At 69.3% G+C, this 21,068-nt stretch carries 12 protein-coding genes and 1 pseudogene; 9 read left to right on the forward strand and 4 right to left on the reverse strand.

The annotated features are described in order from the left end of the window. The 9 genes and pseudogenes from FV217_RS17925 to shc form a co-directional block, all read left to right on the forward strand. Positions 1-257: pseudogene (locus FV217_RS17925) on the forward strand (hypothetical protein); the annotation flags it as partial. Positions 258-270: 13 nt separating this feature from the next. Further along, complete coding sequence (locus FV217_RS17930; RefSeq protein ID WP_147818536.1) at positions 271-783, forward strand: protein tyrosine phosphatase; 513 nt, start codon at positions 271-273, stop codon at positions 781-783. 145 nt (positions 784-928) lie between these two features. After that, the gene (locus FV217_RS17935; RefSeq protein WP_147818537.1) at positions 929-1,213 is read left to right on the forward strand and encodes an exodeoxyribonuclease VII small subunit; all 285 of its coding nucleotides are present in this window, start codon (positions 929-931) and stop codon (positions 1,211-1,213) included. A gap of 102 nt (positions 1,214-1,315) precedes the next feature. Continuing rightward, the gene (gene dxs, locus FV217_RS17940) at positions 1,316-3,283 is read left to right on the forward strand and encodes a 1-deoxy-D-xylulose-5-phosphate synthase (RefSeq protein ID WP_147818538.1); all 1,968 of its coding nucleotides are present in this window, start codon (positions 1,316-1,318) and stop codon (positions 3,281-3,283) included. Between the two features lie 100 nt (positions 3,284-3,383). Beyond that, positions 3,384-4,409, forward strand: a complete 1,026-nt coding sequence (gene hpnA / locus FV217_RS17945; protein ID WP_147818539.1) for a hopanoid-associated sugar epimerase — start codon at positions 3,384-3,386, stop codon at positions 4,407-4,409. After that, the gene (gene hpnC / locus FV217_RS17950) at positions 4,406-5,305 is read left to right on the forward strand and encodes a squalene synthase HpnC (RefSeq protein WP_147818540.1); all 900 of its coding nucleotides are present in this window, start codon (positions 4,406-4,408) and stop codon (positions 5,303-5,305) included. Before hpnA ends, hpnC begins: the two co-directional genes overlap by 4 nt. Then, positions 5,302-6,144 carry a presqualene diphosphate synthase HpnD gene (hpnD, locus tag FV217_RS17955; RefSeq protein WP_147818541.1) on the forward strand — a complete coding sequence of 281 codons (843 nt, stop codon included), beginning with the start codon at positions 5,302-5,304 and terminating at the stop codon, positions 6,142-6,144. The genes hpnC and hpnD overlap by 4 nt, the downstream gene beginning before the upstream one ends. Then, the gene (gene hpnE, locus FV217_RS17960) at positions 6,144-7,463 is read left to right on the forward strand and encodes a hydroxysqualene dehydroxylase HpnE (RefSeq protein ID WP_147818542.1); all 1,320 of its coding nucleotides are present in this window, start codon (positions 6,144-6,146) and stop codon (positions 7,461-7,463) included. Before hpnD ends, hpnE begins: the two co-directional genes overlap by 1 nt. A 39-nt stretch (positions 7,464-7,502) precedes the next feature. Next, on the forward strand, positions 7,503-9,518 hold the full coding sequence (shc, locus tag FV217_RS17965) for a squalene--hopene cyclase (protein ID WP_147818547.1): 2,016 nt from the start codon (positions 7,503-7,505) through the stop codon (positions 9,516-9,518). A gap of 76 nt (positions 9,519-9,594) precedes the next feature. Here shc and FV217_RS17970 read toward each other — a convergent pair whose 3' ends face one another. From FV217_RS17970 to FV217_RS17985, 4 genes are all read right to left on the reverse strand, one after another. Next, entirely contained in the window at positions 9,595-10,968 is a 1,374-nt protein-coding gene (locus FV217_RS17970; RefSeq protein ID WP_147818543.1) for an aminotransferase class I/II-fold pyridoxal phosphate-dependent enzyme, read from the reverse strand. Further along, the gene (locus tag FV217_RS17975) at positions 10,965-18,377 is read right to left on the reverse strand and encodes a type I polyketide synthase (RefSeq protein WP_147818544.1); all 7,413 of its coding nucleotides are present in this window, start codon (positions 18,375-18,377) and stop codon (positions 10,965-10,967) included. Before FV217_RS17975 ends, FV217_RS17970 begins: the two co-directional genes overlap by 4 nt. 375 nt (positions 18,378-18,752) lie before the next feature. Beyond that, positions 18,753-20,057 carry a UDP-glucose/GDP-mannose dehydrogenase family protein gene (locus FV217_RS17980; RefSeq protein WP_147818545.1) on the reverse strand — a complete coding sequence of 435 codons (1,305 nt, stop codon included), beginning with the start codon at positions 20,055-20,057 and terminating at the stop codon, positions 18,753-18,755. A 115-nt stretch (positions 20,058-20,172) separates the two neighbouring features. Next, positions 20,173-21,068, reverse strand: an 896-nt coding sequence (locus tag FV217_RS17985; RefSeq protein WP_147818546.1) for a glycosyltransferase family 2 protein, incomplete at its 5' end; no start/stop codon positions are given.

Below are 21,068 nucleotides of genomic sequence, written 5' to 3' on the forward strand. Positions count from 1 at the left end.
CCCCGGCCCTGGCCCGTCTCGTCAAGCGGGCCGACCGGATCGCGGCCGCGATCGAGGCGGTCCGGCTCGCCGGCTTTTCGGAGGAGGAGGCCGGGCGCATCTTCGGCCGGACGCCCGCGCTGCCGAAAGCGGTGATCGGCGACATCGAGACCTGGATCGTCTGCAAGCCGACCGCCGCCGTGCAGGCCTGCTACCTCGCCCGCTTCGCGGCGTTGACGGCGGCCCTCCCCGCCGGGCAATTCCCCGTTCGATCCTGAACCGAAGAGACCGATGCCGACCCTCCACGCCTGTTCGCTGGCGCGCCTGCCCGAAACCGTCGCGGCGACGGGGGCGAGCCACCTCGTCACGCTGTTCACGGCCGGCACCGCCGTCAGGCGGCCGCCCGCGATCGAGGCGGAGCGCCATCTCGTCCTCGGCGTCAGCGACATCTCGGCGCCGCAAGCCGATCACATCCTGCCGGCGGAGGCGCATGTCCGTGCCCTTCTCGACTTCGTGCGCGGCTGGGATCGCGCCCGGCCCCTGGTGATCCATTGCTATGCCGGCATCAGCCGTTCGACCGCCGCGCTCTACGTTGCCGCCTGCGCACTCCAGCCGGAGCAGGACGAGGGCGCGATCGCGTCGGAGCTGCGCCGGGCCTCCCCCTCGGCGACCCCGAACCGGCTGCTCGTCGAGATCGCCGACGGCCTGCTCGAACGGGACGGGCGCATGGTCGTCGCCATCGCCGGGATCGGCCGTGGCGCGGAGGCCTACGAGGGCACGCCGTTCCACCTCGCCCTGGCCTGAAGAAAACGCGACGGAATCCGGCCATCATGCGTTACTGGCCCGAGATGATCAGCCGGACCACACACGGGGCTGCGGCCCCGCGCACTCCACCGGACTTGTGCGGCTGCGGCTGCACCGGCATAACCCGCCCGATGGGATGTGAGGGATGAACGCAGCTCGAACCGCCGCGCCGGCCCCTGTGCCCGAGGCGCCCGACGTCGTGCCCGAAGACCTGCCCTTCGAGGCGGCGCTGGCGCAACTCGAAGAGATCGTGCGTCAGCTCGAGAAGGGCGACGTGCCCCTCGACCGGTCCGTCGAGATCTACGAGCGCGGCGAGGCCCTGAAGCGCCACTGCGAGTCGCTGCTCAAGCGGGCCGAGGCCCGCATCCAGCGAATCACCCTCGGCTCCGACGGCCAGGCGGCCTCCGTCGCTCCCCTCGACGTGGAATAGCGGGCGCCTGCCGCATGGCTTCCATGGCGCGCGCCGATCAAAACACGCAGCTCGCGCAAGATCTTGCGCGCCTTTCCTTACTCCGGACATGAGGCTGGTTCGGTGGCATTCGTAGACAAGACCATTCTCGACTCGATCTCGACCCCGGACGCGTTGCGGCGTCTGCCGGAATCGGACCTCCGCGCCGTGGCCGATGCGGTGCGGGCGGAGATGATCGACGCCGTGTCGGTGACCGGCGGGCATCTCGGCTCCGGCCTCGGCGTGGTCGAGCTGACCGTGGCCCTGCATCACGTCTTCGACACGCCCTCCGACCGCATCGTCTGGGATGTCGGCCACCAGGCCTATCCGCACAAGATCCTCACCGGACGGCGCGATCGCATCCGGACGCTGCGCCAGGGCGGGGGCCTGTCGGGCTTCACCAAGCGGAGCGAGAGCGAGTACGACCCCTTCGGCGCGGCGCATTCCTCGACCTCGATCTCGGCCGCGCTCGGCATGGCGGTGGGCCGCGACCTGCACGAAGCCGATCTGAAGGCGCGCGGCGAAACCCCAAAAAACCGCCGCAACATGATCGCCGTGATCGGCGACGGCTCGATGTCGGCGGGCATGGCCTACGAGGCCATGAACAATGCCGGCGCGCTGCATTCGCGGCTGATCGTGATCCTCAACGACAACGACATGTCGATCGCGCCGCCGGTCGGCGCGATGTCGGCCTACCTCGCGCGGCTTGCCTCGGGCGATACCTACCGCTCGATCCGCGAGACGGCGAAGCAACTCGGCAAGCTGCTGCCGAAGCGGCTCTACGAGCGCGCGGTGCAGGCCGAGGAATACGCCCGCTCCCTCGTCGTCGGCGGCGGCACGATGTTCGAGGAGATGGGTTTTCACTATGTCGGCCCGGTCGACGGCCACAACCTCGACCACCTGCTGCCGGTGCTGAAGAACGTCCGCGATGCGAGCGAGGGCCCGATCCTGCTCCACGTCGTGACGCAGAAGGGCAAGGGCTACGGCCCGGCCGAGGCGAGCGCGGACCGCTACCACGGCGTGGTCAAGTTCGACGTGATCTCGGGCGTGCAGGCCAAGGCCAAGCCCAACGCCCCGGCCTATACCCGCGTCTTCGGCGAGAGCCTGATCAAGGCGGCCGATGCCGACCCGAAGGTGGTGGCGATCACCGCGGCCATGCCCGGCGGCACCGGCATCGACCTGTTCGGCAAGGCGCACCCCGACAGGACCTTCGACGTCGGCATCGCCGAGCAGCATGCGGTGACCTTCGCGGCGGGCTTGGCGACGGAGGGCTACAAGCCGTTCGTGGCGATCTACTCGACCTTCCTGCAGCGGGCCTACGACCAGGTCGTGCATGATGTCGCGATCCAGAATCTGCCCGTGCGCTTCGCCATGGACCGGGCCGGGCTGGTGGGCGCCGACGGCGCGACCCATGCGGGGGCCTTCGATCTCGCCTATCTCTGCTGCCTGCCGAACTTCGTGGTGATGGCGGCCGCCGACGAGGCCGAGTTGGTGCACATGGTGGCGACCTGCCACGCGCACGACAGCGGCCCGATCGCGCTGCGCTACCCGCGCGGCGAGGGCGTCGGCGTCGAGCTGCCCGAGCAGGGCGAGCCGCTGGCCATCGGCCGTGGCCGGGTGATCCGGCGTCCCGCGAATGCGCGCGTCGCGCTGCTCTCGCTCGGCACGCGCCTCGGCGAAGCGCTGAAGGCGGCAGACGATCTTGAGAAGGCCGGCATCGCCGTCACCGTGGCCGACGCGCGCTTCGCCAAGCCGCTGGACGAGGACCTGATCCTCGACCTCGCCGGGACGCACGAGGTTCTGGTGACGATGGAGGAGGGCTCGGTCGGCGGTTTCGGCGCGATGGTGCTGCACCTGCTCTCGGCCAAGGGCGCCCTCGATGCCGGTACGGTCCGGGTCCGCACCCTGACCCTGCCCGACAGCTTCCAGGACCACGACAAGCCCGAGAAGATGTACGCCGAGGCCGGCCTCGATGCCGACGCCATCGTCAAGACCGTCAAGGCCGCCTTGCCGCAGCAGGACAACAAGGCCAGCCGCCTGCGCCTCGCCTGAGCTTGCTGCGTCGCAGTATCGGTGAGACAAGCGCCCGGCGCTTCATGAACGCCCGGGCCGAGTCGGCCCGGGCGTTTTCCTCATTGTCGACGCGAGAGACATGACAGAGCCGACATCAAGCGGCCCATTCGAACCGGGGCCCGTGCTCATCACCGGTGCGAGCGGCTTTCTCGGCGCCGCCCTCGTCGACGTGTTTCGTGCGGCCGGCTTTCGCGTTCGCATCATCGTGCGCGCCTCCTCGCCGCGCACCAACCTGACCTGGACCGACGTCGAGATCGTCGAGGCGGACATGCGCGACCGCGCCGCAGTGACCTCCGCGATGCGCGGGCAGCGCTACCTGATCCACGCCGCCGCCGATTACCGGCTCTGGGCGCCGGACATGGAAGAGATAGTCCGGACCAACCGCGACGGCACCCGCATCCTGATGGAGGAGGCGCTGAAGGCCGGTGTGGAGCGGATCGTCTACACGTCGAGCGTCGCCACCATCAAACCGCACGACGACGGCACGCCCGCCGACGAGACCCGGCCGCTGACACCCGAGACCGCCATCGGCGCCTACAAGCGCAGCAAGGTCGTGGCCGAACGCGTGGTCGAGGAGATGGTGCTTCGCGACGGGCTGCCGGCCGTGATCGTCAACCCCTCGACACCGATCGGCCCGCGCGACGTGAAACCGACACCGACCGGCCGCATCATCCTCGAAGCGGCTCAAGGCAAGATCCCGGCTTTCGTCGATACCGGCCTCAACCTCGCCCATGTCGACGACATCGCCGCCGGCCAGCTGCTGGCGCTTCGGAAGGGCCGCATCGGCGAGCGCTACATCCTCGGCGGCCAGGACGTGATGCTGGCGACGATGCTCGCCGACATCGCCAAGATGGTCGGACGCAAGGCGCCGACCACGCGGCTGCCTTACGCGGTCATCTACCCGATCGCCTTCATCTCCGAGCAGATCGCGCGGGTGACGGGCAAGGCGCCGCTCGCCACCATCGACGGCGTGCGCATGTCGAAATACCGGATGTTCTTCTCCGACGCCAAGGCGCGGGCCGAGCTCGGCTACACCTCGCGGCCCTACCGCGAGGGTCTCAGCGACGCTCTGGCTTGGTTCAAGCAGTCGGGAGCCCTGAGATGAGTGCCGGCATACAGACCGCCACCGAGACGCGCTCGGGCAAGGGCCACAAGGACGAGAACTTTCCCGTCGCCTCGCATCTGATCCATCCGCGCTACCGCGGGGCGATCCTGGCTTTCTACGACTTCGTGCGAGCCGGCGACGACATCGCCGACCACACCGACCTGACGCCAGAGCGCAAGATCGCGATGCTCGACGGCCTCGCCGACGCGCTCACCGGCAAGGGGCCGCCCGACCCGGAGGCCGCGCCGCTGCGGCGCGAACTCGCCGAACATTCCGAGCCGCCGACCCACGCGCTCGAACTCCTCGACGCTTTCCGCATGGATGCGCGCAAGAACCGCTACGCGGATTGGGACGAGCTGATCCACTATTGCCGCTACTCGGCGATGCCGGTGGGCCGCTATGTGCTCGACCTGCACGGCGAGGACCCGGCCCGGGTCTGGGCCGCCTCGGACGCGATCTGCGCGGCGCTCCAGATTCTCAACCACCTCCAGGATTGCGGGAAGGACTTTCGCAACCTCGACCGCGTCTACATCCCGGCGGACACGCTCGCGAAATACGGCGCCGACGTCGCGATGCTCGGCGCGGACAAGGCTTCGCCCGAACTGCTCGGCGTGATCCGCGAACTGGCCCGCTGCACCCTGGTGCTGCTCGAAGAGGGTGCCGTCCTGCCCGACCTGATCGACGATTTACGCCTCAGCCTGGAGATCGCCGCGATCCACCGCCTCGCCGTCGTGCTGACCAAGGGCCTGCTCACGCGTGATCCGCTTTCCGAAAAGGTCCACCACGGCAAGGCCGGCTTCGCCGTGACGGCGCTCGGCGGCATCGCGAAAACGCTGGTGCGCCGGCCATTCCGCGGACGTGCGATCCGCCAAGCCACGGCCGAGGCCGGCCGATGAGCGCCACCGCCATTCCCGCCGCAGCGGAAGCCACTGCGCTGCCGGCCGCCGGCTCGTCGTTCTACACGGCGATGCGGCTGCTGCCGCCCGAGCGCCGCGAGGCGATGTACGCGGTCTACGCCTTCTGCCGCTCGGTCGACGACGTCGCTGACGACGGCGGCGCGCGCGAGGTTCGTGCGGCCGAGCTCGACCGCTGGCGCGCCGACATCAATGCCCTCTACGCAGGAAACCCGGCGCCGCGTGTAGAGCCGCTGGCAGGCCCGGTGAAGCAGTTCGGCCTGAAGCGTCAGGACTTCCAGGACGTCATCGACGGCATGGCGATGGACGCCGTCGAGGACATCGTCGCGCCGAGTGAGCAGAAACTCGACCTGTATTGCGACCGCGTCGCCAGCGCCGTCGGCCGGCTCTCGGTGCGCATCTTCGGCATGCCGGAGGAGGACGGGATCAAGCTCGCCTGGCACCAGGGCAGGGCGCTCCAGCTCACCAACATCCTTCGCGACATCGACGAGGATGCCGAGCGCGGTCGCCTCTACCTGCCGCTGGAGAAATTCCAGGCGGTCGGGTTGAAACATCCGACGCCGCAGAGCGCCCTGGCGCATCCGCGCCTCGCCGAGGTCTGCGCCGGCGTCGCGGCGGAGGCGCAAGCGCATTACCGCGCGACCTGGGAGATCATCGGCCGGAATTCGCGCAGCGCCACCAAAGCCGCGCGCCTGATGGCCGGCGCCTATTCGCTATATCTCGACGCGGTCGTGAAACGTGGCTGGCAGGCTCCACGGGCGCGGGTGAAGCCCGGCAAGCTGTCGCTCATCGGCGTCGCGCTGCGGCACGGGATCGTGTGATGGGGGCAACCGTCCACGTCGTCGGCGCCGGGCTCGCCGGGCTGTCGGCCGCAGTCTCCCTCGCGGAGGCCGGCCACCGCGTCGTGCTGCACGAGGCGGCGAAGCAGGCCGGCGGGCGCTGCCGCTCGTATTTCGACCCCACCCTCGGCCTGACCATCGACAACGGCAACCACCTGCTGCTGTCGGGCAACCGCTCGGCGCTCGACTTCCTCAAGACGATCGGCGCGCCGGCCGACGCGTTGCAGGGGCCGGACGAGGCCGCCTTCGATTTTGCGGATCTGCGCACGGGCGAGCGCTGGACGCTGCGGCCCAATGCCGGGCGGCTGCCCTGGTGGGTGCTCGATTCCTCGCGCCGCGTGCCGGGAAGCCGAGCACGCGACTATCTCGCGCCGCTGACCCTGATGCTGGCCGCCTCCGGCAAAAAACCGGGCAAGGCCGGCACCATCGGCGAGACGATTCCCTGCGAGGGCCCGCTCTACGAGCGTCTCTGGCAGCCGGTGCTTCTCGCCGCGCTGAATACCGACCCGCGCGAGAGCGATGTCGGCCTCGCCGCGACCATCCTGCGCGAGACGCTCGGCGCCGGGGGCAATGCCTGCCGGCCGCTGGTGGCGGTGGAGGGACTTTCGACGGCCTTCGTCGACCCGGCGATCGCGTATCTCACGCGGCGCGGCGCGGAGATTCGGTTCGGCCGGCGCCTGCGTGGGATCGAGTCCCAGGGTGAGACCATCACCCGCCTCGACTTCACCGACGAGCCGACCGTGATCGGGCCGGACGACGGCGTCGTCCTCGCCGTGCCGCCCTGGGTCGCCTCGGACCTGATGCCCGGCCTGCCGGCGCCGCGGGAATTCCGCTCCATCGTCAACGCGCATTTCGTGGGCGTACCGCCCCCCGGCAGCCCGCTGGTGCTCGGTGTCGTCGGCGGCCTGACCGAATGGCTGTTCGCCTATCCCGACCGCTTCTCGGTGACGATCAGCGGCGCCGACCGCCTGCTCGACGTGCCGCGCGACGAACTCGCCCGGCAGATCTGGCGGGAGATCGCGGATCTCCACGGACTTGCACGGGAATTGCCTAGCTGGCAGATCGTGAAGGAGAAGCGGGCGACGTTCGCAGCGACGCCCGCGGAAGCCGCACGTCGCCCGGGAGCATCGACGGCTTACGACAATCTCGTCCTCGCCGGCGACTGGACGGCGACCGGACTGCCCTCGACCATCGAGGGCGCCATCCGGTCGGGAACGAACGCCGCGCATGCGATCATCGGTTCGGGCAAGTCTGCCCGGTCCGATGCGTGCGTGCGGACACAGGCACGCGGAGCGGCTTGACGCATGACGGCAGGAACGAGGATCTTCGAGGCGGACACGATGCGAGAGGCTGCTGCACACAAGCCCGACTCCAAGGTCGAGTCGCTGCAGCGCGCGAAGACGCGCGACATCTCCCTCGATTCGGTCGAGCGCGGCATCCATGCCGCCACGCGCGCCCTGTCCGATCTGGTCCAGCCCGACGGCCATATCTGCTTCGAGCTCGAAGCGGACGCGACCATCCCCTCCGAATACATCCTGTTCCACCAGTTCCGGGCGACCAATCCGCGTCCCGGTTTGGAACAGAAGATCGGCAACTACCTGCGCCGGACGCAGAGCGGCAAGCACCACGGCTGGTCGCTCGTCCATGACGGCGCCTTCGACATGAGTTGCACGGTCAAGGCGTATTTCGCGCTCAAGATGATCGGCGACGACATCGAGGCACCGCACATGCGCAAGGCGCGCGCGGCGATCCTCAGCCGCGGCGGCGCGCGCAACGCCAACGTCTTCACCCGCTTCATGCTCGCGCTCTACGGCGAGGTGCCGTGGCGCGCCGTGCCGGCCATGCCGGTCGAGGTGATGCACCTGCCGACGTGGTTTCCGTTCCACCTCGACAAGGTCTCGTACTGGGCGCGCTGCACCATGGTGCCGCTCTTCGTGCTGCAGGCGAAGAAGCCGCTGGCAAAGAATCCGCGCGGCATTCGCATCCAAGAGCTGTTCACGACCCCGCCCGACTCGGTGCGTTCCTGGCCCGGCAGCCCGCACGCCACCTGGCCGTGGACCCCGATCTTCGGCGGCATCGACCGGGTGCTTCAGAAGACCGAACGCTATTTCCCGAAGACCCCGCGCAGACGCGCCATCGACAAGGCCGTGGCCTGGGTCAGCGAGCGGCTGAACGGCGAAGACGGCCTCGGCGCGATCTTCCCGGCCATGGTCAACTCCGTGCTGATGTACGACGTGCTCGGCTATGCCACCGACCACCCGCAGGTGCGGATCGCCTGCGAGGCGATCGAGAAGCTCGTCGCCGAGAAGGAGCACGAAGCCTACGTGCAGCCCTGCCTGTCGCCGGTCTGGGACACGGCGCTCTCGGCGCATGCCCTGCTCGAGGCGGGCGGCGGCCAGGCCGAGGGCGCGGCCCGCGACGGCCTCGACTGGCTGACCCCGCTTCAGGTGCTCGACATCAAGGGCGACTGGGCCGCGACCAAGCCCGACGTGCGCCCCGGCGGCTGGGCCTTCCAGTACGCCAACCCGCACTATCCCGATCTCGACGACACCGCCGTCGTGGTGATGGCGATGGACCGGGCCATGCGCCAGCACGGCCTCGTCTCCGACATGCCGGACTATTCGACCCCGATCGCCCGCGCGCGCGAATGGGTCGAGGGCCTGCAGAGCGCCGACGGCGGCTGGGCGGCCTTCGACGCCGACAACAACCACCATTACCTCAACCACATCCCGTTCTCGGATCACGGCGCGCTGCTCGACCCGCCGACCGCGGACGTAACCGCCCGCGTCGTCTCGATGCTGTCGCAGCTCGGCGAGACCCGCCAGTCGAGCCGGGCGCTCGACCGCGGCGTGACCTACCTGCTCAACGACCAGGAGACGGACGGCAGCTGGTACGGCCGCTGGGGCATGAACTTCATCTACGGCACTTGGTCGGTGCTGTGCGCGCTCAACGCCGCCGGCGTCGAAGGCAGCCATCCGCAGATCCGCAGGTCGGTGGAGTGGCTGATCCGCATCCAGAACCCGGATGGCGGCTGGGGCGAGGACGCCTCGTCCTACAAGGTCGACCCGGAATTCGAGGCGGGCTATTCCACCGCCTCGCAGACGGCCTGGGCGCTGCTCGCGCTGATGGCGGCCGGCGAGGTCGACGATCCGGCGGTCGCCCGCGGCGTCAACTTCCTGACCCGAACGCAGGGCGCCGACGGCTTCTGGTCCGAGGAGCGCTACACGGCGACCGGGTTCCCGCGGGTGTTCTACCTGCGCTACCACGGCTACCCGAAATTCTTCCCGCTCTGGGCGATGGCGCGCTTCCGCAACCTCAAGCTCGGCAACAGCCGGCAGGTCGCCTACGGGATGTGATCCGAACGCTTCCAAACGAAAACGGCCCCGATCTCGCGATCGGGGCCGTTTTCGTTCGGAATGCCGGCAGAGCCGGTCAGCTTCCGCGGCGGGCCATCAGCTGTTCGATCAGGGTGCTGCCGGTTTCCAACGCCGCCAGCTCTTCGGTGATCGCGGCGACGGTCTCCTTGATCTGGTCGGTCGTGTGCTCCGAGGTGATGAAGAAGCGCAGACGCGAGGCGCGCTCGGGCACGGCCGGGTGGATGATCGGCTGGACGTTGATGCCGCGGGCATAGAGCCGGTTCGACAGCGTGACCGCCTTCAGCGAATCGCCGACGATCACCGGGATCACCGCGAGACCGAGGCTGGTGCCGACGTTGAGGCCGTTCTTCTTCGCGATCGAGAGAAAAAGGTTGCCGTTGCGGCGCAGGCATTCGACGCGCTCGGGCTCGGCGAGCATCACCGTCAGGGCCGCATCGGCAGCCGCGGCCAGGGGCGGTGAGAGGCCGACGCTGTAGACGAAGCCGCCGGCGGTGCATTTGAGATACTCGATCAGCACCGATGGGCCGGCGATGTAGCCGCCGCAGGCCGAGAGCGTCTTCGAGAGCGTACCCATCCAGATATCGACGTCGGAGACGTCGACGCCGCAATGCTCGTGCAGGCCCGCACCGGTGCGGCCGAGCACGCCGAGCCCGTGGGCATCGTCGACCATCAGCCAGCAATCGTAGCGGCGCTTCAGCTCGACGAAGGCGGCGAGGTCAGGTGCATCGCCGTCCATGCTGTAGAGCCCCTCGACCACGATCAGCGCGCGCCGATGCTCGTGCCGGGTCGCCTCCAGCAGCTTCTCCAGCGAGGCGGCGTCGTTGTGGGCGAAAGAACGGCGCTGCGCCCCGGAGAGCTGCGCTCCGGTGACCACGCTGTTGTGGATCAGCGCGTCGTGGAAGATTACGTCGGCCGGCTCCAGGATCGCGCCGATCGCGGTGACGTTGGTGGCGTGCCCGCTCACCATCACCACGCAGGCCTCGGTGCCGTAATGCGCCGCGAGCGCCTTTTCGAGTTTGAGATGGCCCGGCCGCTCGCCCGCCACGATCCGGCTCGCCGAAGCGGAGGTCCCGAACGCGTCGATTGCCTTTCGGGCAGCGCCGCTGACGGCGGGATGCCCGTTCAGGCCGAGATAATCGTAGGACGAGAAGTTGGTGAAGGTCCGGCCTTCCATCCGCGTCGTCGCGCCGGCCTTGGCGTCGTGGACGCGGAAGAACGGGTTGGCGAGACCGATCAGGTCGGCCGCGGAGCGCTGCAGCTTCAGTTCACGGTAGCCGGCCAGCTTCTCGAAATCCTGGGCGGTTTCCTTGTCGGCGCCCGCGTTTCCCGCCGGCGCGGGGGCGGGACGGCTGGCGCTGCGTCCGAGGCGGTTGGTGACGAAGCCCGCAAGCGCGGCGCGACCGTCGTCCGGCTTCGCAGACTGGGTCATTGCAGGATCTCTTTGATGTCCAGGGTGTTCTGCTCGACGAGGTCCTGGAACGGCACCAGCATCTTCGCGTCGATGTCCCCGAGATGCTTCTGGGCGAGAACCAGGGACGCACCCGCGCTCTCGTCGACCGGTGTCGCGACCGCCTGAATCAGGGTGTCGGCGAGTTCGTTCACCGTCAGGCCCGACGAGATGCCGGCCGGCGGCGCATCGAGGGCGAAGCGCTCCTGCAGGCTGGCGCCGAGCTCGACGCCCATGAGCGAATCGAGACCGATCTCCGAGAGCTGCCGGGTCCGGCTGATGTCGTCCTTGGGCAGCCGCAGGATGCGGGCGATGTCCTCGACGATGGCGTCGGCGACGACCTTGCGCACCGCGTCGATGTCGGCGCCCTTGAGAAGCGCCGCGATGTTGATGGCGGCGACCGTTCCGGGCTCGGCCTGCTGGTCGGAGCCGAGATCGCCGTAGCTCGGCGAACGCATGGTCGCGAGGCGCTCGCGCGCCTTACCCCAATGCATCGAGGCGATGGCAACGACCCCCTCGTCCGAGGCGGGTCCCTGAGCGGCCAGCGCCTCGGCCATCAGGTCGAGGCTGTGGCGCGCGTCCATCGGCGTCACGCCGACACGACCGGCCAGCGTCTCCATCACCGCACGGTTGCGGGCGAGCACGCCGACATCGCCGATCGCGCCCCAGGCAACCGCGAGACCGGGCAGGCCGAGGCGACGGCGCTGGCGGGCGAGGCCCTCCATGAAGCCGTTGGCGGCAACATAGGCACCCTGTCCGGGATTGCCGATGAAGGTGGTGGCCGAGGAGAACAGCACGAAATAGTCGAGCTGGCGGTTGCGGGTGGCGGCATCGAGCGCCTGCGCGCCGATGACCTTCGGCCGGATCACCGCCTCCAGAGCCTCGGGCTCGAGGTTTGCGATCAGGCCGTCCTGCAGCACCATGGCGCCGTGGATCACGCCCGCGAGTTTCTTGCCCGTCTTCTCGACGCCCGCGATCAGCGCATCGACCGCCTTGCGGCTGGTGATGTCGCACGACTTCACCTCGACGGAGACGCCCTTGGCTTCGAGTTCGGCGATCGCCGTCAGGCCTTCTTCGCTCGGCTTGGCAGAGCGTCCGACCAGCAGCAGCCGCTTTGCGCCGCGGTCGGCCAGCCAGCGGGCCGCCTCGATGCCGAAGCCGCCGAGACCGCCGGTGATCAGGTGCACGCCGTGGCTCGACACCGCGAAGGGCGCCTTGCGCTCGCGCGGCACGCTGCCGGCCTTCGGCGGTGTGATGACGATCTTTCCGACATGCCCGGATTGCTGCATCAGCCGGAAGGCGTCCGAGACCTCGTCTGCCGTAAAGGGCTGATAGGGCAGGGGCTTCAGGCCGCCGTCGGCGAACAGCGCGATCACCTCGCGGAACATCCGCGCGCCGTCCTCGCCTTGATGCTGCAGCACCTGATCGAGATCGACGCCGAAATACGACAGGTTCCGCCGGAACGGACGCAGGCCGATATGGGTGTTGGCGACATAGTCGCGCTTGCCCAGCTCGACGAAGCGGCCGAACGGCTTCAGCACGTTCAGGGAGCGCTCCATCATCTCGCCGAACAGCGAGTTGAGCACCACGTCGACGCCGTCGCCTGTGATGCGGCGGACGTCGTCGACGAAGGCGAGGGAGCGGGAATCGAGCACGTGCTCGGCACCCAGCGCCTCGACCAGCGCCCGTTTTTCGCGAGAACCCGCGGTGGCGATGACTCGGGCGCCCTTCCAGCGGGCGACCTGGAGCGCGGCGAGGCCGACGCCGCCGGCACCGCCATGGATCAGCACCCACTCGCCCTTGCGCAACCGCGCGCAGCTGACGAGGCTGTAATAGGCCGTGAGGAAGGCGACCGGCACGGTCGCGGCGGCGGACGGATCCATGCCCGAGGGCATCGGCGCGGCGACCGCCTCCGGCACCACGACATGCGTGGCGAAACCCGATTGGGCGAAGGCGACGACCGGATCGCCCACGTTGAAGTCGGTGACGCCCGGTCCCCGCGAAACCACGCGGCCGGCGACTTCGAGGCCGAGGCGCGGGCCGGCGAAGCCGTCCTCCAGGATTTCTTCCGGGAGCATCGAGAGCGCCCAGAGCACATCGCGGAAGTTGAGGCCGGTGGCCTCGACCGCGATCTCGATCTCGCCGGGTCCGGCCTTGGCCCGCTCGGCCGGTCCCCAGGCCATCTCGTTGAGGCCGCCGGCATTGCTGCGCTCAAGCCGCGCGGCCGGGGCCGCCTCGGCATCGGTGCCGATGCGGCGGGCCGCGAGGCCCGGATGGAAGCGCACGACGCTGGTTCGCTCGTCGTCGAGGACGATCTCGGTCTCAGGCGTGCCGGACAAGATCAGGTCGCGCAGGCGCTCGGCCGAGCGCTTCGAGGACATGGCGGGCGAGAGGTCGACGCGGCGCACGTCGAGCGTCGCGGTCTCGTTGGCGAGTGACCGGCTGAAGGCCCAGAGACCGGCCTCGATCGCGCCGATATGGCCGCCGCGGTCGCGGGTCGCGCCGGGGGCGACCACCCAAAGGCGGGTCTGGCGGCTGCCGAGATGCTCGGCGCAGCGCTTCAGGCTGAGGCAGCGGTCACGCAGGCGCTCGGCCGCCTCGCCGCCATGGGTGAAGGCGCCGGCCAGGAAGACAACGGTGTCCGGGCTCTCGCGCTCCAGTTCCAGCAGCGACTGCTCGGAATCGAGGATGATGGAGACATGGACTCCGGCAGCCACCAGCAGGGTCGCCAGCGAGGAGGCCGTCTCGGCGGCGAACGCGTCCTCGGAGCCGATGACGAAAGCGAAGCTCTGGCCGTGGGCCGCCCGCTGGCGCACCGGCGCCTCGGCGACCAGCAGCAGGTCGTTGCCGTTGGCCGACGCTGCACGGTCGGCCGTGACACGCACGAGCCCGGCGGCGCTGAGCACGCGCTGCCAGCCGGCGACGTCCTCAAGCCGGCTATGCGGCATTTCGGCGGTCCCCGCGAACCAGCCGGCATCGAGGCCGAAGACCATGTCGCGAAATAGGGCGTTGGTGGGCTCGACGGCGACGAGGACGCCGCCGGTGGCGAGGGCGCTCGCCAACGCATCGAGCAGGGCGCGGTCGGCGCGATGCAACGCGTCGCTCGCCAGAATCATGTCGAAGGAGGCCGGAGCGAGATCCTCTACAAGTTCGACCACCGAGACCCGGCGCGGCAGGGCGAGCCGGGCACGCTCGGCCAGCCGTCGGTCCGCATCGAAGACGGTGATCTGGGCCTGAACCGAGCCGGCGAAGGCGGCGGCCTTGCTCGACAGCGGGCCGAAGCCGACCTGAAGGATCCGCAGGGCCCGGTCCTGGGGCAGGGCCTTGCGGGTCGCGGCAACGATCCGAGCGACGACGTCGGCCGAAGCACGCGCCGTGGCGCTGCGCATGACGAAGGCGTCGAGCGCGGCCTGCGGCAGGCTCGGTGCGCTCGACAACGTGCCGTCGAGGAGACGTGCGACGAGGGCCGTCACGTCGGCGATCAGAACCAGCTCGGCGGAGAGTTCGGGATGGTCTGCCGCGATCCAACGCATGATTTCTTCGGGACGCGGCAGGGTCACGTCGCCCCGCACCTTCCAGACCCGGCCGTCATGCGTGGCGAGCCCGCTGCTCTCCAGGGCGTAAAGGGCATTGAGCGCCCAAGGGCGCAGGCCTTCGGGCAGCTTCGTCAGCTCGACCCGGCCGCCACGCGAGAGCCCGTTCGCGAGGCGGTAGGCCACCGCCGTTGCCCAGCCTTCGAGGAGGAGGTGACCCGGTCCAAGCGGCTCCTCGTCCGACAGAATGGCCTTGGCAGCGCCCGGCCTGACGGTCTCGGCGATGTTCGGCTGGCGCTCCAGCGGGATCGCGGTGGGCTCGGTGGCGAGTTCGGTGGTCTGCGCGATGGCGTAGGCCGACAGCTCGCTGCCGCCCTTGACGCGTAGCGCCTGGAAGCGGCCCTCGCGGATCGTCGCGATGATCTCTCCGTCGGCGTCCGTAAGGGTAAAATCGGCCAGGATGCTGCGCTCGTTGCAACGGCGCACGCGAATCATCGCGCGGTGGATCACCGCACCCGGACGGTTCAGGCGGATCTCGCCGAAGCGGACCGGCACGTAGGCCTTGGTCGAATCCGCGCCGAGCAACTCGGCGAAGAGCAGGATCAGACCATGGAAGCAGGAATCGAGGCGCGCGGGCGAGAGGCCGTAGCGCGCATCCGCCTCGGCCGGTTTCAGCTCGGAAACGATCGTGGTGTCGTCGATGCGGGCCGCCAGGGCGACTTGCCGGAAGCTCGGGCCGAAGCCGAGGCCGGAGGCAGCCGCACGGCGATAGAGATCCTCCCCCGCCACCGCATGGCCGGCCGGCATCTCGATGTCGAGCCGTCCCGCAGGCGCATAGGTCCCGTCGACGATCTTGGCCGAGACGTGGAGCTGCCACGGCGCCTGCGTCAGGCGCGGGCGGCTCAGGATCTGGACGATGTTGCCGCTGCCGGCGATCCGCACCGAGACTTCACGCAGCGCGTCGTCGGCGAACACCATCGGCGCCTGGATTTCCAGGTCGGCGAGCACCACGCTCTCGGAGCGATGCGTTTCACGAGCGATCTGCAGCGCCATCTCGACGAAGGCCGCGCCGGGCAGGATGACCTGATCCTCGATGCGGTGGTCGTCGAGTTCGGGCACCATCTTGGCATCGAGGGCAGCACGCCATTCGAGGCCGTCCGCCGCGAGGCGGACGCCGACGAGCGGATGATAATGGCTCGACGTCATCGGGCCGAAGCCCTCGATCGTCTCCGGCAGGCGGAAGCTGCGGCGCTGCCAGGGATAGGACGGCAGCGAGACGGCGCCGGCCGGATTGGCCCCAAAGACCTTGGTCTCGTCGACAGCCGCCCCCGCGACGAGGGCTGCGGCAAGCGCCTTGGCGATCGGATCGCCGCCCGCTTGCTTGCGGTGCATCACGCCGACGGTGGCAATCTCGATGCCGAGCGGCTCGATGGCGTCGCCGGCATGCGAGAGCAGGGTCGCGCGCGGACCGACCTCGACGAAGACGCGCGCGCCCCGGCGCGCCGCCTCCTGGAGGGCGTCGCAGAACTGCACCGGCTCGCGGATGTTGCGCCACCAGTAGCCGGCACCATAGGCCGAGCCCGGCTCGATGCCGCCGGTGACGGTGGAGATCATCGTCGTATGGCCGGCCGAGGCTTCGAGGCCCGCGAGGTCGCGCAGCAGCGGCTTCTCGGTCGGGTCCATGAGCCGGCCGTGGAAGGGGTAGTCGAGGTCGAGCTTGCGGCCGCGCCGGCGCTTGCGCGCAAGTGCCTTCATCGCCGCCTCGATCGTCTCGACAGGCCCGGCGACGGTGATGGCCTTCGGGCTGTTGTAGGCGGCGATGTCGAGGGTCGGGTAATCCGCGAGGAACGCCTCCATCTCCTCGACAGGGCCGAGCAGCACGGCCATCGAGCCGAGGCCGCGGGTCGTCTCCTGGTGGTGGCTGCGGTGGAAGATCACCTTCACCGCCTGATCCAGGCTGAGGATGCCGGCGGCGTGGGCCGCGCCGATCTCGCCGACGCTGTGGCCGAGGACGTAGGAGGGCGTGAGGCCCTGCGCCTTGAGCGCTGCCGTGGACGCCGCCTGGATCGCGAAGATCAGGGGCTGCGAGATCCGCGTGAGACCGAGCCGCTCCTCGATATCCTCGGCGAACATCGCCTCCTTCAGCGACCAGCCGGCAAGCGGCGTGAACAGGGCGTCGACCCGGTCGAAGGTCTCTGCGAAGATCGGGTTCTCATCGTAGGCCTCACGGCCCATGCCGCCCCATTGGCTGCCGTTGCCGGAATAGACGAAGGCCGTCTCGGCCGAACGCTCGGCGGCCATGCCGACGAGGGCGGCATCCGTATCCTCGCCCTCGGCGACGGCCCGTAGCGCCTGGACGGCGTCGGCCTTGGCGTTGAGCGGCACGGCGAGGCGGGCGGGGAGGCGCTCGCGGCGATGGGCGGCGGCAGCGGCAATGCGGCCGGCCTCGGACGGATCGGCGGTTTCCAGCCGGTCGGCATAGTCGAGGGCGAGTTCGTTGAGCGCTGCCCGGCTCTGGGCCGAGAGCAGCAGCACCTCCGGCTTATGAGCGCCGGCGGCCGGCGCTGCGGCGGGCGCGGGGTCGGTGATGACGACGTGGGCGTTGGTGCCGCCGAACCCAAAGGAATTCACGCCGGCGAAGCGCTCCGCCTTGCCACGCACCAGCTTGAGCGGCGTGCGGTTCACCGAGAGGTTCAGCGCCTCGAACGGAATCTCCGGGTTGAGTTCGGCCGCGTGCAGCGAAGGCGGCATCAGATCGTGTTCGAGGGCGAGACTTGCCTTGAGGAGGCCGGCGAGGCCGGAGACCGGCTCGGTATGGCCGATATTGGTCTTGATCGAGCCGATCGGAAGCGGGCTCTTGCGACCCTTCCCGAGCTTCGACCCGATCGCGTTGGCCTCGATCGGGTCGCCCACCGGCGTGCCGGTCCCGTGCGCTTCGACGAAGGCGATGGAATCGAGTGCGATCCCGGCATCGCGATAGACCTGTTCCAGCAGCGCGCCCTGGGCCGTGCTCGACGGCAGCGAGATGCCGGAGGTGCGGCCGTCCGAATTCACGCCGCTCGCGGCGATGACGCCGCGCACGAGGCTGCCGTCACGCGCCGCCGCCTTGGCGGTCTGCAACACCAGCACGACACCGCCCTCGGCACGCACGTAGCCGTCGGCATTGGCCGAGAAGGCCTGGCAGAGCCCGGTGCGCGAGAGCATCCCGGCATTCGAGAACGAGACGAAATTGAACGGACTCGCCAGCACGTTCACGCCGGCCACGATCGCGGTATCGACCTGCCCGCTGTTCAAGGCGACGATCGCGGTATCGAGGGCGACGAGCGACGATGAGCAGGCGGTATCGAGGGTGAAGCTCGGACCCTTCAGGTCGTAGATGTAGGAGATGCGGTTCGAGAGGATCGACAGGACGTTTCCGGTCGCCGCGTAGGCATCGCCCGACGAGGTGTCGAGGATGCGCAGGTTGCCGTAGTCGAGCGACGACGCGCCGACGAACACGCCGATCTGGCTGCCGGCCACGCCGGAGGGGCGCAGGCCCGCATCCTCCAGGGCTTCCCAGGTGAGTTCGAGCAGGATCCGCTGCTGCGGGTCCATCTGCTCGGCCTCGCGCGGCGAGACGCCGAACACGCCGGGGTCGAACGACCAGACGTCGTCGACGACGCCCGCGGCCCAGGTGTAGCTCTTGCCCCGCTCCTGCGCACGCGGATGGCCGAAGCGCTCGAGCGGCCAGCGGTCCGCCGGGATCGTGGAGACGGCACAGCGGCCCTCGCTGAGAAGCTGCCAGAGGCCGTCGACGCTCGAAGCGCCGGGCAGGCGGCAGGCACGACCGATGATCGCGATGTCAGTTCGCTTGGTCACGTTCGATTCGCACGCGCTCGTGAAGGGGTACGCCAGGCGGAGGGATGGAAGCCTGTTCGTCGGCGTTCCATCGACCCTTAGTATGGCATCGATGTGGTCGTCACTGCAGGCAGCGGCGGAAGGCAGGCCTCGGGTAGCGATTACCCCGCCGTGTGGCCGTCACTCATCAGATTAGGATTTGCAAACGATCCAATCGCACCGCATTCGATCTCACGACCGCCAGTATTGCCGCAGAACGCCATAGACGATTACGGCAATTAGAAGATGATGCAAACATAGGCGATCGATGTAAATCGGACCCTGGGCCGTGCCGCGCCGCCGGAGGGGTGCCGCGCAGCCTGAGACGTCGTTCGATCGCTTGCCGGCTCGGATCGATCACGCCGTACCGATGCTCGTGTAGCGAAAGCCATGCCGTTCGCCGACGCTGCGACTGTAGACGTTGCGCAGATCGACCATCACGGGCTCGGACATCACCTTGCGCAACCGCGCGAAATCGAGCGCGCGGAAGGCGTTCCATTCGGTGACGATCACCAGGGCGTCGGCGCCCTCGGCGCAATCATAGGCATCCTGTGCGTAGGTGACGTCGTTCAGGAGCGGCCGGGCCTGATCCATGCCCTCGGGATCGTAGGCCCGTACCCGCGCGCCGGCATCCTGAAGCCCGGCCACGATCGAGAGCGAGGGCGCGTCGCGCATGTCGTCGGTGTTCGGCTTGAAGGTGAGGCCGAGCAGAGCGATCGTCTTGCCGCGCACCGAGCCGCCGCAGGCCATGATCACCTTGCGGGCCATGGCACGCTTCCTCTGGTCGTTGACCGCCACCACCGTCTCGACGATCCGCATCGGCGCGCCGTGGTCCTGCGCGGTCTTCACCAGTGCCAGCGTGTCCTTCGGGAAGCAGGAGCCGCCGTAGCCGGGGCCGGCATGGAGGAATTTCTTGCCGATGCGGTTGTCGAGGCCGATGCCGCGGGCGACCTCCTGCACGTTGGCGCCGACCTGCTCGCAGAGATCGGCGATCTCGTTGATGAAGGTGATCTTGGTGGCCAGGAAGGCGTTGGCCGCGTATTTCGTCAGCTCGGCGGTCCGCCGTCCGGTGACCAGGATCGGCGCGGCGTTGAGGTAGAGCGGGCGGTAGACCTCGTTCATCACGGCCACCGCGCGGGCGTCCTCGGTGCCGATGACGATACGGTCGGGCCGCTTGAAGTCGTCGATCGCCGCGCCCTCGCGCAGGAATTCCGGGTTCGAGACCACGGCGAAATCCGCGTCCGGCGCCGCCTCGCGGACAATACGCTCGACCTCGTCGCCGGTACCCACCGGCACAGTCGATTTGGTGACGACCACGGTGTAGCCCGCAATCGCGCCGGCGATCTCGCGGGCCGCGGCGTAGACGTAGGAGAGGTCGGCGAAGCCGTCGCCGCGCCGCGAGGGCGTGCCCACCGCGATGAAGACCGCGTCGGCCCCCGCCACCGCCGGCGCCAGTTCCGTGGCGAAGGACAGCCGCCCCTGCCGGACGTTGTCGCCGACCAAGGCGTCGAGACCCGGCTCGAAGATCGGGATGCGGCCGGCCTGCAGCGCCTCGATCTTCGCCGGGTCCTTATCGACGCAGATCACGTCGTGGCCGAAATCGGCGAAGCACGCCCCGGAGACCAGGCCGACATAGCCCGAGCCGATCATCGCTATGCGCAAGTGGCGGACTCCCCGACGCCGGAGCCGAGGAACCGGCTCCGTGTTGCGGCGCAACCTCTAGCGAAGATCGTCCGTCTGGCAAAGCGCCGACGACGACCTGACGCGGTGCCGGGCATCAGAGCCGGAAATGCGCGGCGACGCGGGACAGGTTCGGATTGTAGTAGGGGTCGGCGCGCAGAAGCGGCTCCCAGCGCTCGCGCATCACCCGACATTCCGACTCGAAGCGCGCGCGCTTCTCCGGGCTGTCCTCGGATCCGCGGCTCTTCGATTCGTGGTGGATCAGCCGCGCATGCGGCGTCCAGACGATGCGATAACCGGCCTCGCGCACCCGCAGGCAGAGGTCGACATCGTTGAAGGCGACCTTCAGGTGCTTCGCATCGAAACCGCCCACTTCGGAAAACACCGACCGGCGCATGGCGAGGCAGGCGCCGGTGACGGCCGAGACTTCCTGCGACAGCACCATACGCTCGAAATAGCCGGGGTCCTCCGCCGGCAGCCCGAGATGGCTGTGGCCGGCGACGCCGCCGATGCCGAGGACGATGCCCCCGTGCTGCAGGGTGCCGTCCGGATAGAGCAGCTTGGCGCCGACCGCGCCGATGCTCTCATCCAGGGCGATCGAGACCAGTTCCGTCAGCCAGCCCCGCTCGATCACCTCGATGTCATTGTTGAGGAAGAGCAGCATATCGCCGCGCGCCGCCTCGGCGCCTCGGTTACAGAGGTCCGAAAAATTGAAGGCGCCCGGCACCGGCAGGACCCGAAAGCGGGGATCCTGAATATGGCGTGCGAACAGGGCGGCGGTCTGCGGCTCGCGGCTGTCGTTGTCGACGACGATCACGTCGAGGCGGGGGTAGTCGGTCGCCGCGAACAGGCCGTCGAGCACTGTGGCGACGAGTTCGGCGCGGTCTCGGGTCGGGATGACGACGGAGACGAGGGGGGGCTCGCGCAAGGGGCGGACGAGGCGGTTGAAGCCGCGCGGGCCGCGGGCCGCCGCGGCGCCCATCGGCGCGGCGA

The organism is Methylobacterium sp. WL9 (assembly GCF_008040035.1).
GTDB lineage: Bacteria > Pseudomonadota > Alphaproteobacteria > Rhizobiales > Beijerinckiaceae > Methylobacterium > Methylobacterium thuringiense.

Excerpts from the sequence above, each read along its gene's own strand:
- FV217_RS17930 (WP_147818536.1), top strand. The coding sequence starts at position 271 with ATGCCGACCCTCCACGCCTGTTCGCTGGCGCGCCTGCCCGAAACCGTC.
- FV217_RS17935 (WP_147818537.1), top strand. The coding sequence starts at position 929 with ATGAACGCAGCTCGAACCGCCGCGCCGGCCCCTGTGCCCGAGGCGCCC.
- hpnA (WP_147818539.1), top strand. The coding sequence starts at position 3,384 with ATGACAGAGCCGACATCAAGCGGCCCATTCGAACCGGGGCCCGTGCTC.
- hpnC (WP_147818540.1), top strand. The coding sequence starts at position 4,406 with ATGAGTGCCGGCATACAGACCGCCACCGAGACGCGCTCGGGCAAGGGC.
- hpnD (WP_147818541.1), top strand. The coding sequence starts at position 5,302 with ATGAGCGCCACCGCCATTCCCGCCGCAGCGGAAGCCACTGCGCTGCCG.
- hpnE (WP_147818542.1), top strand. The coding sequence starts at position 6,144 with ATGGGGGCAACCGTCCACGTCGTCGGCGCCGGGCTCGCCGGGCTGTCG.
- shc (WP_147818547.1), top strand. The coding sequence starts at position 7,503 with ATGCGAGAGGCTGCTGCACACAAGCCCGACTCCAAGGTCGAGTCGCTG.
- FV217_RS17970 (WP_147818543.1), bottom strand. The coding sequence starts at position 10,968 with ATGACCCAGTCTGCGAAGCCGGACGACGGTCGCGCCGCGCTTGCGGGC.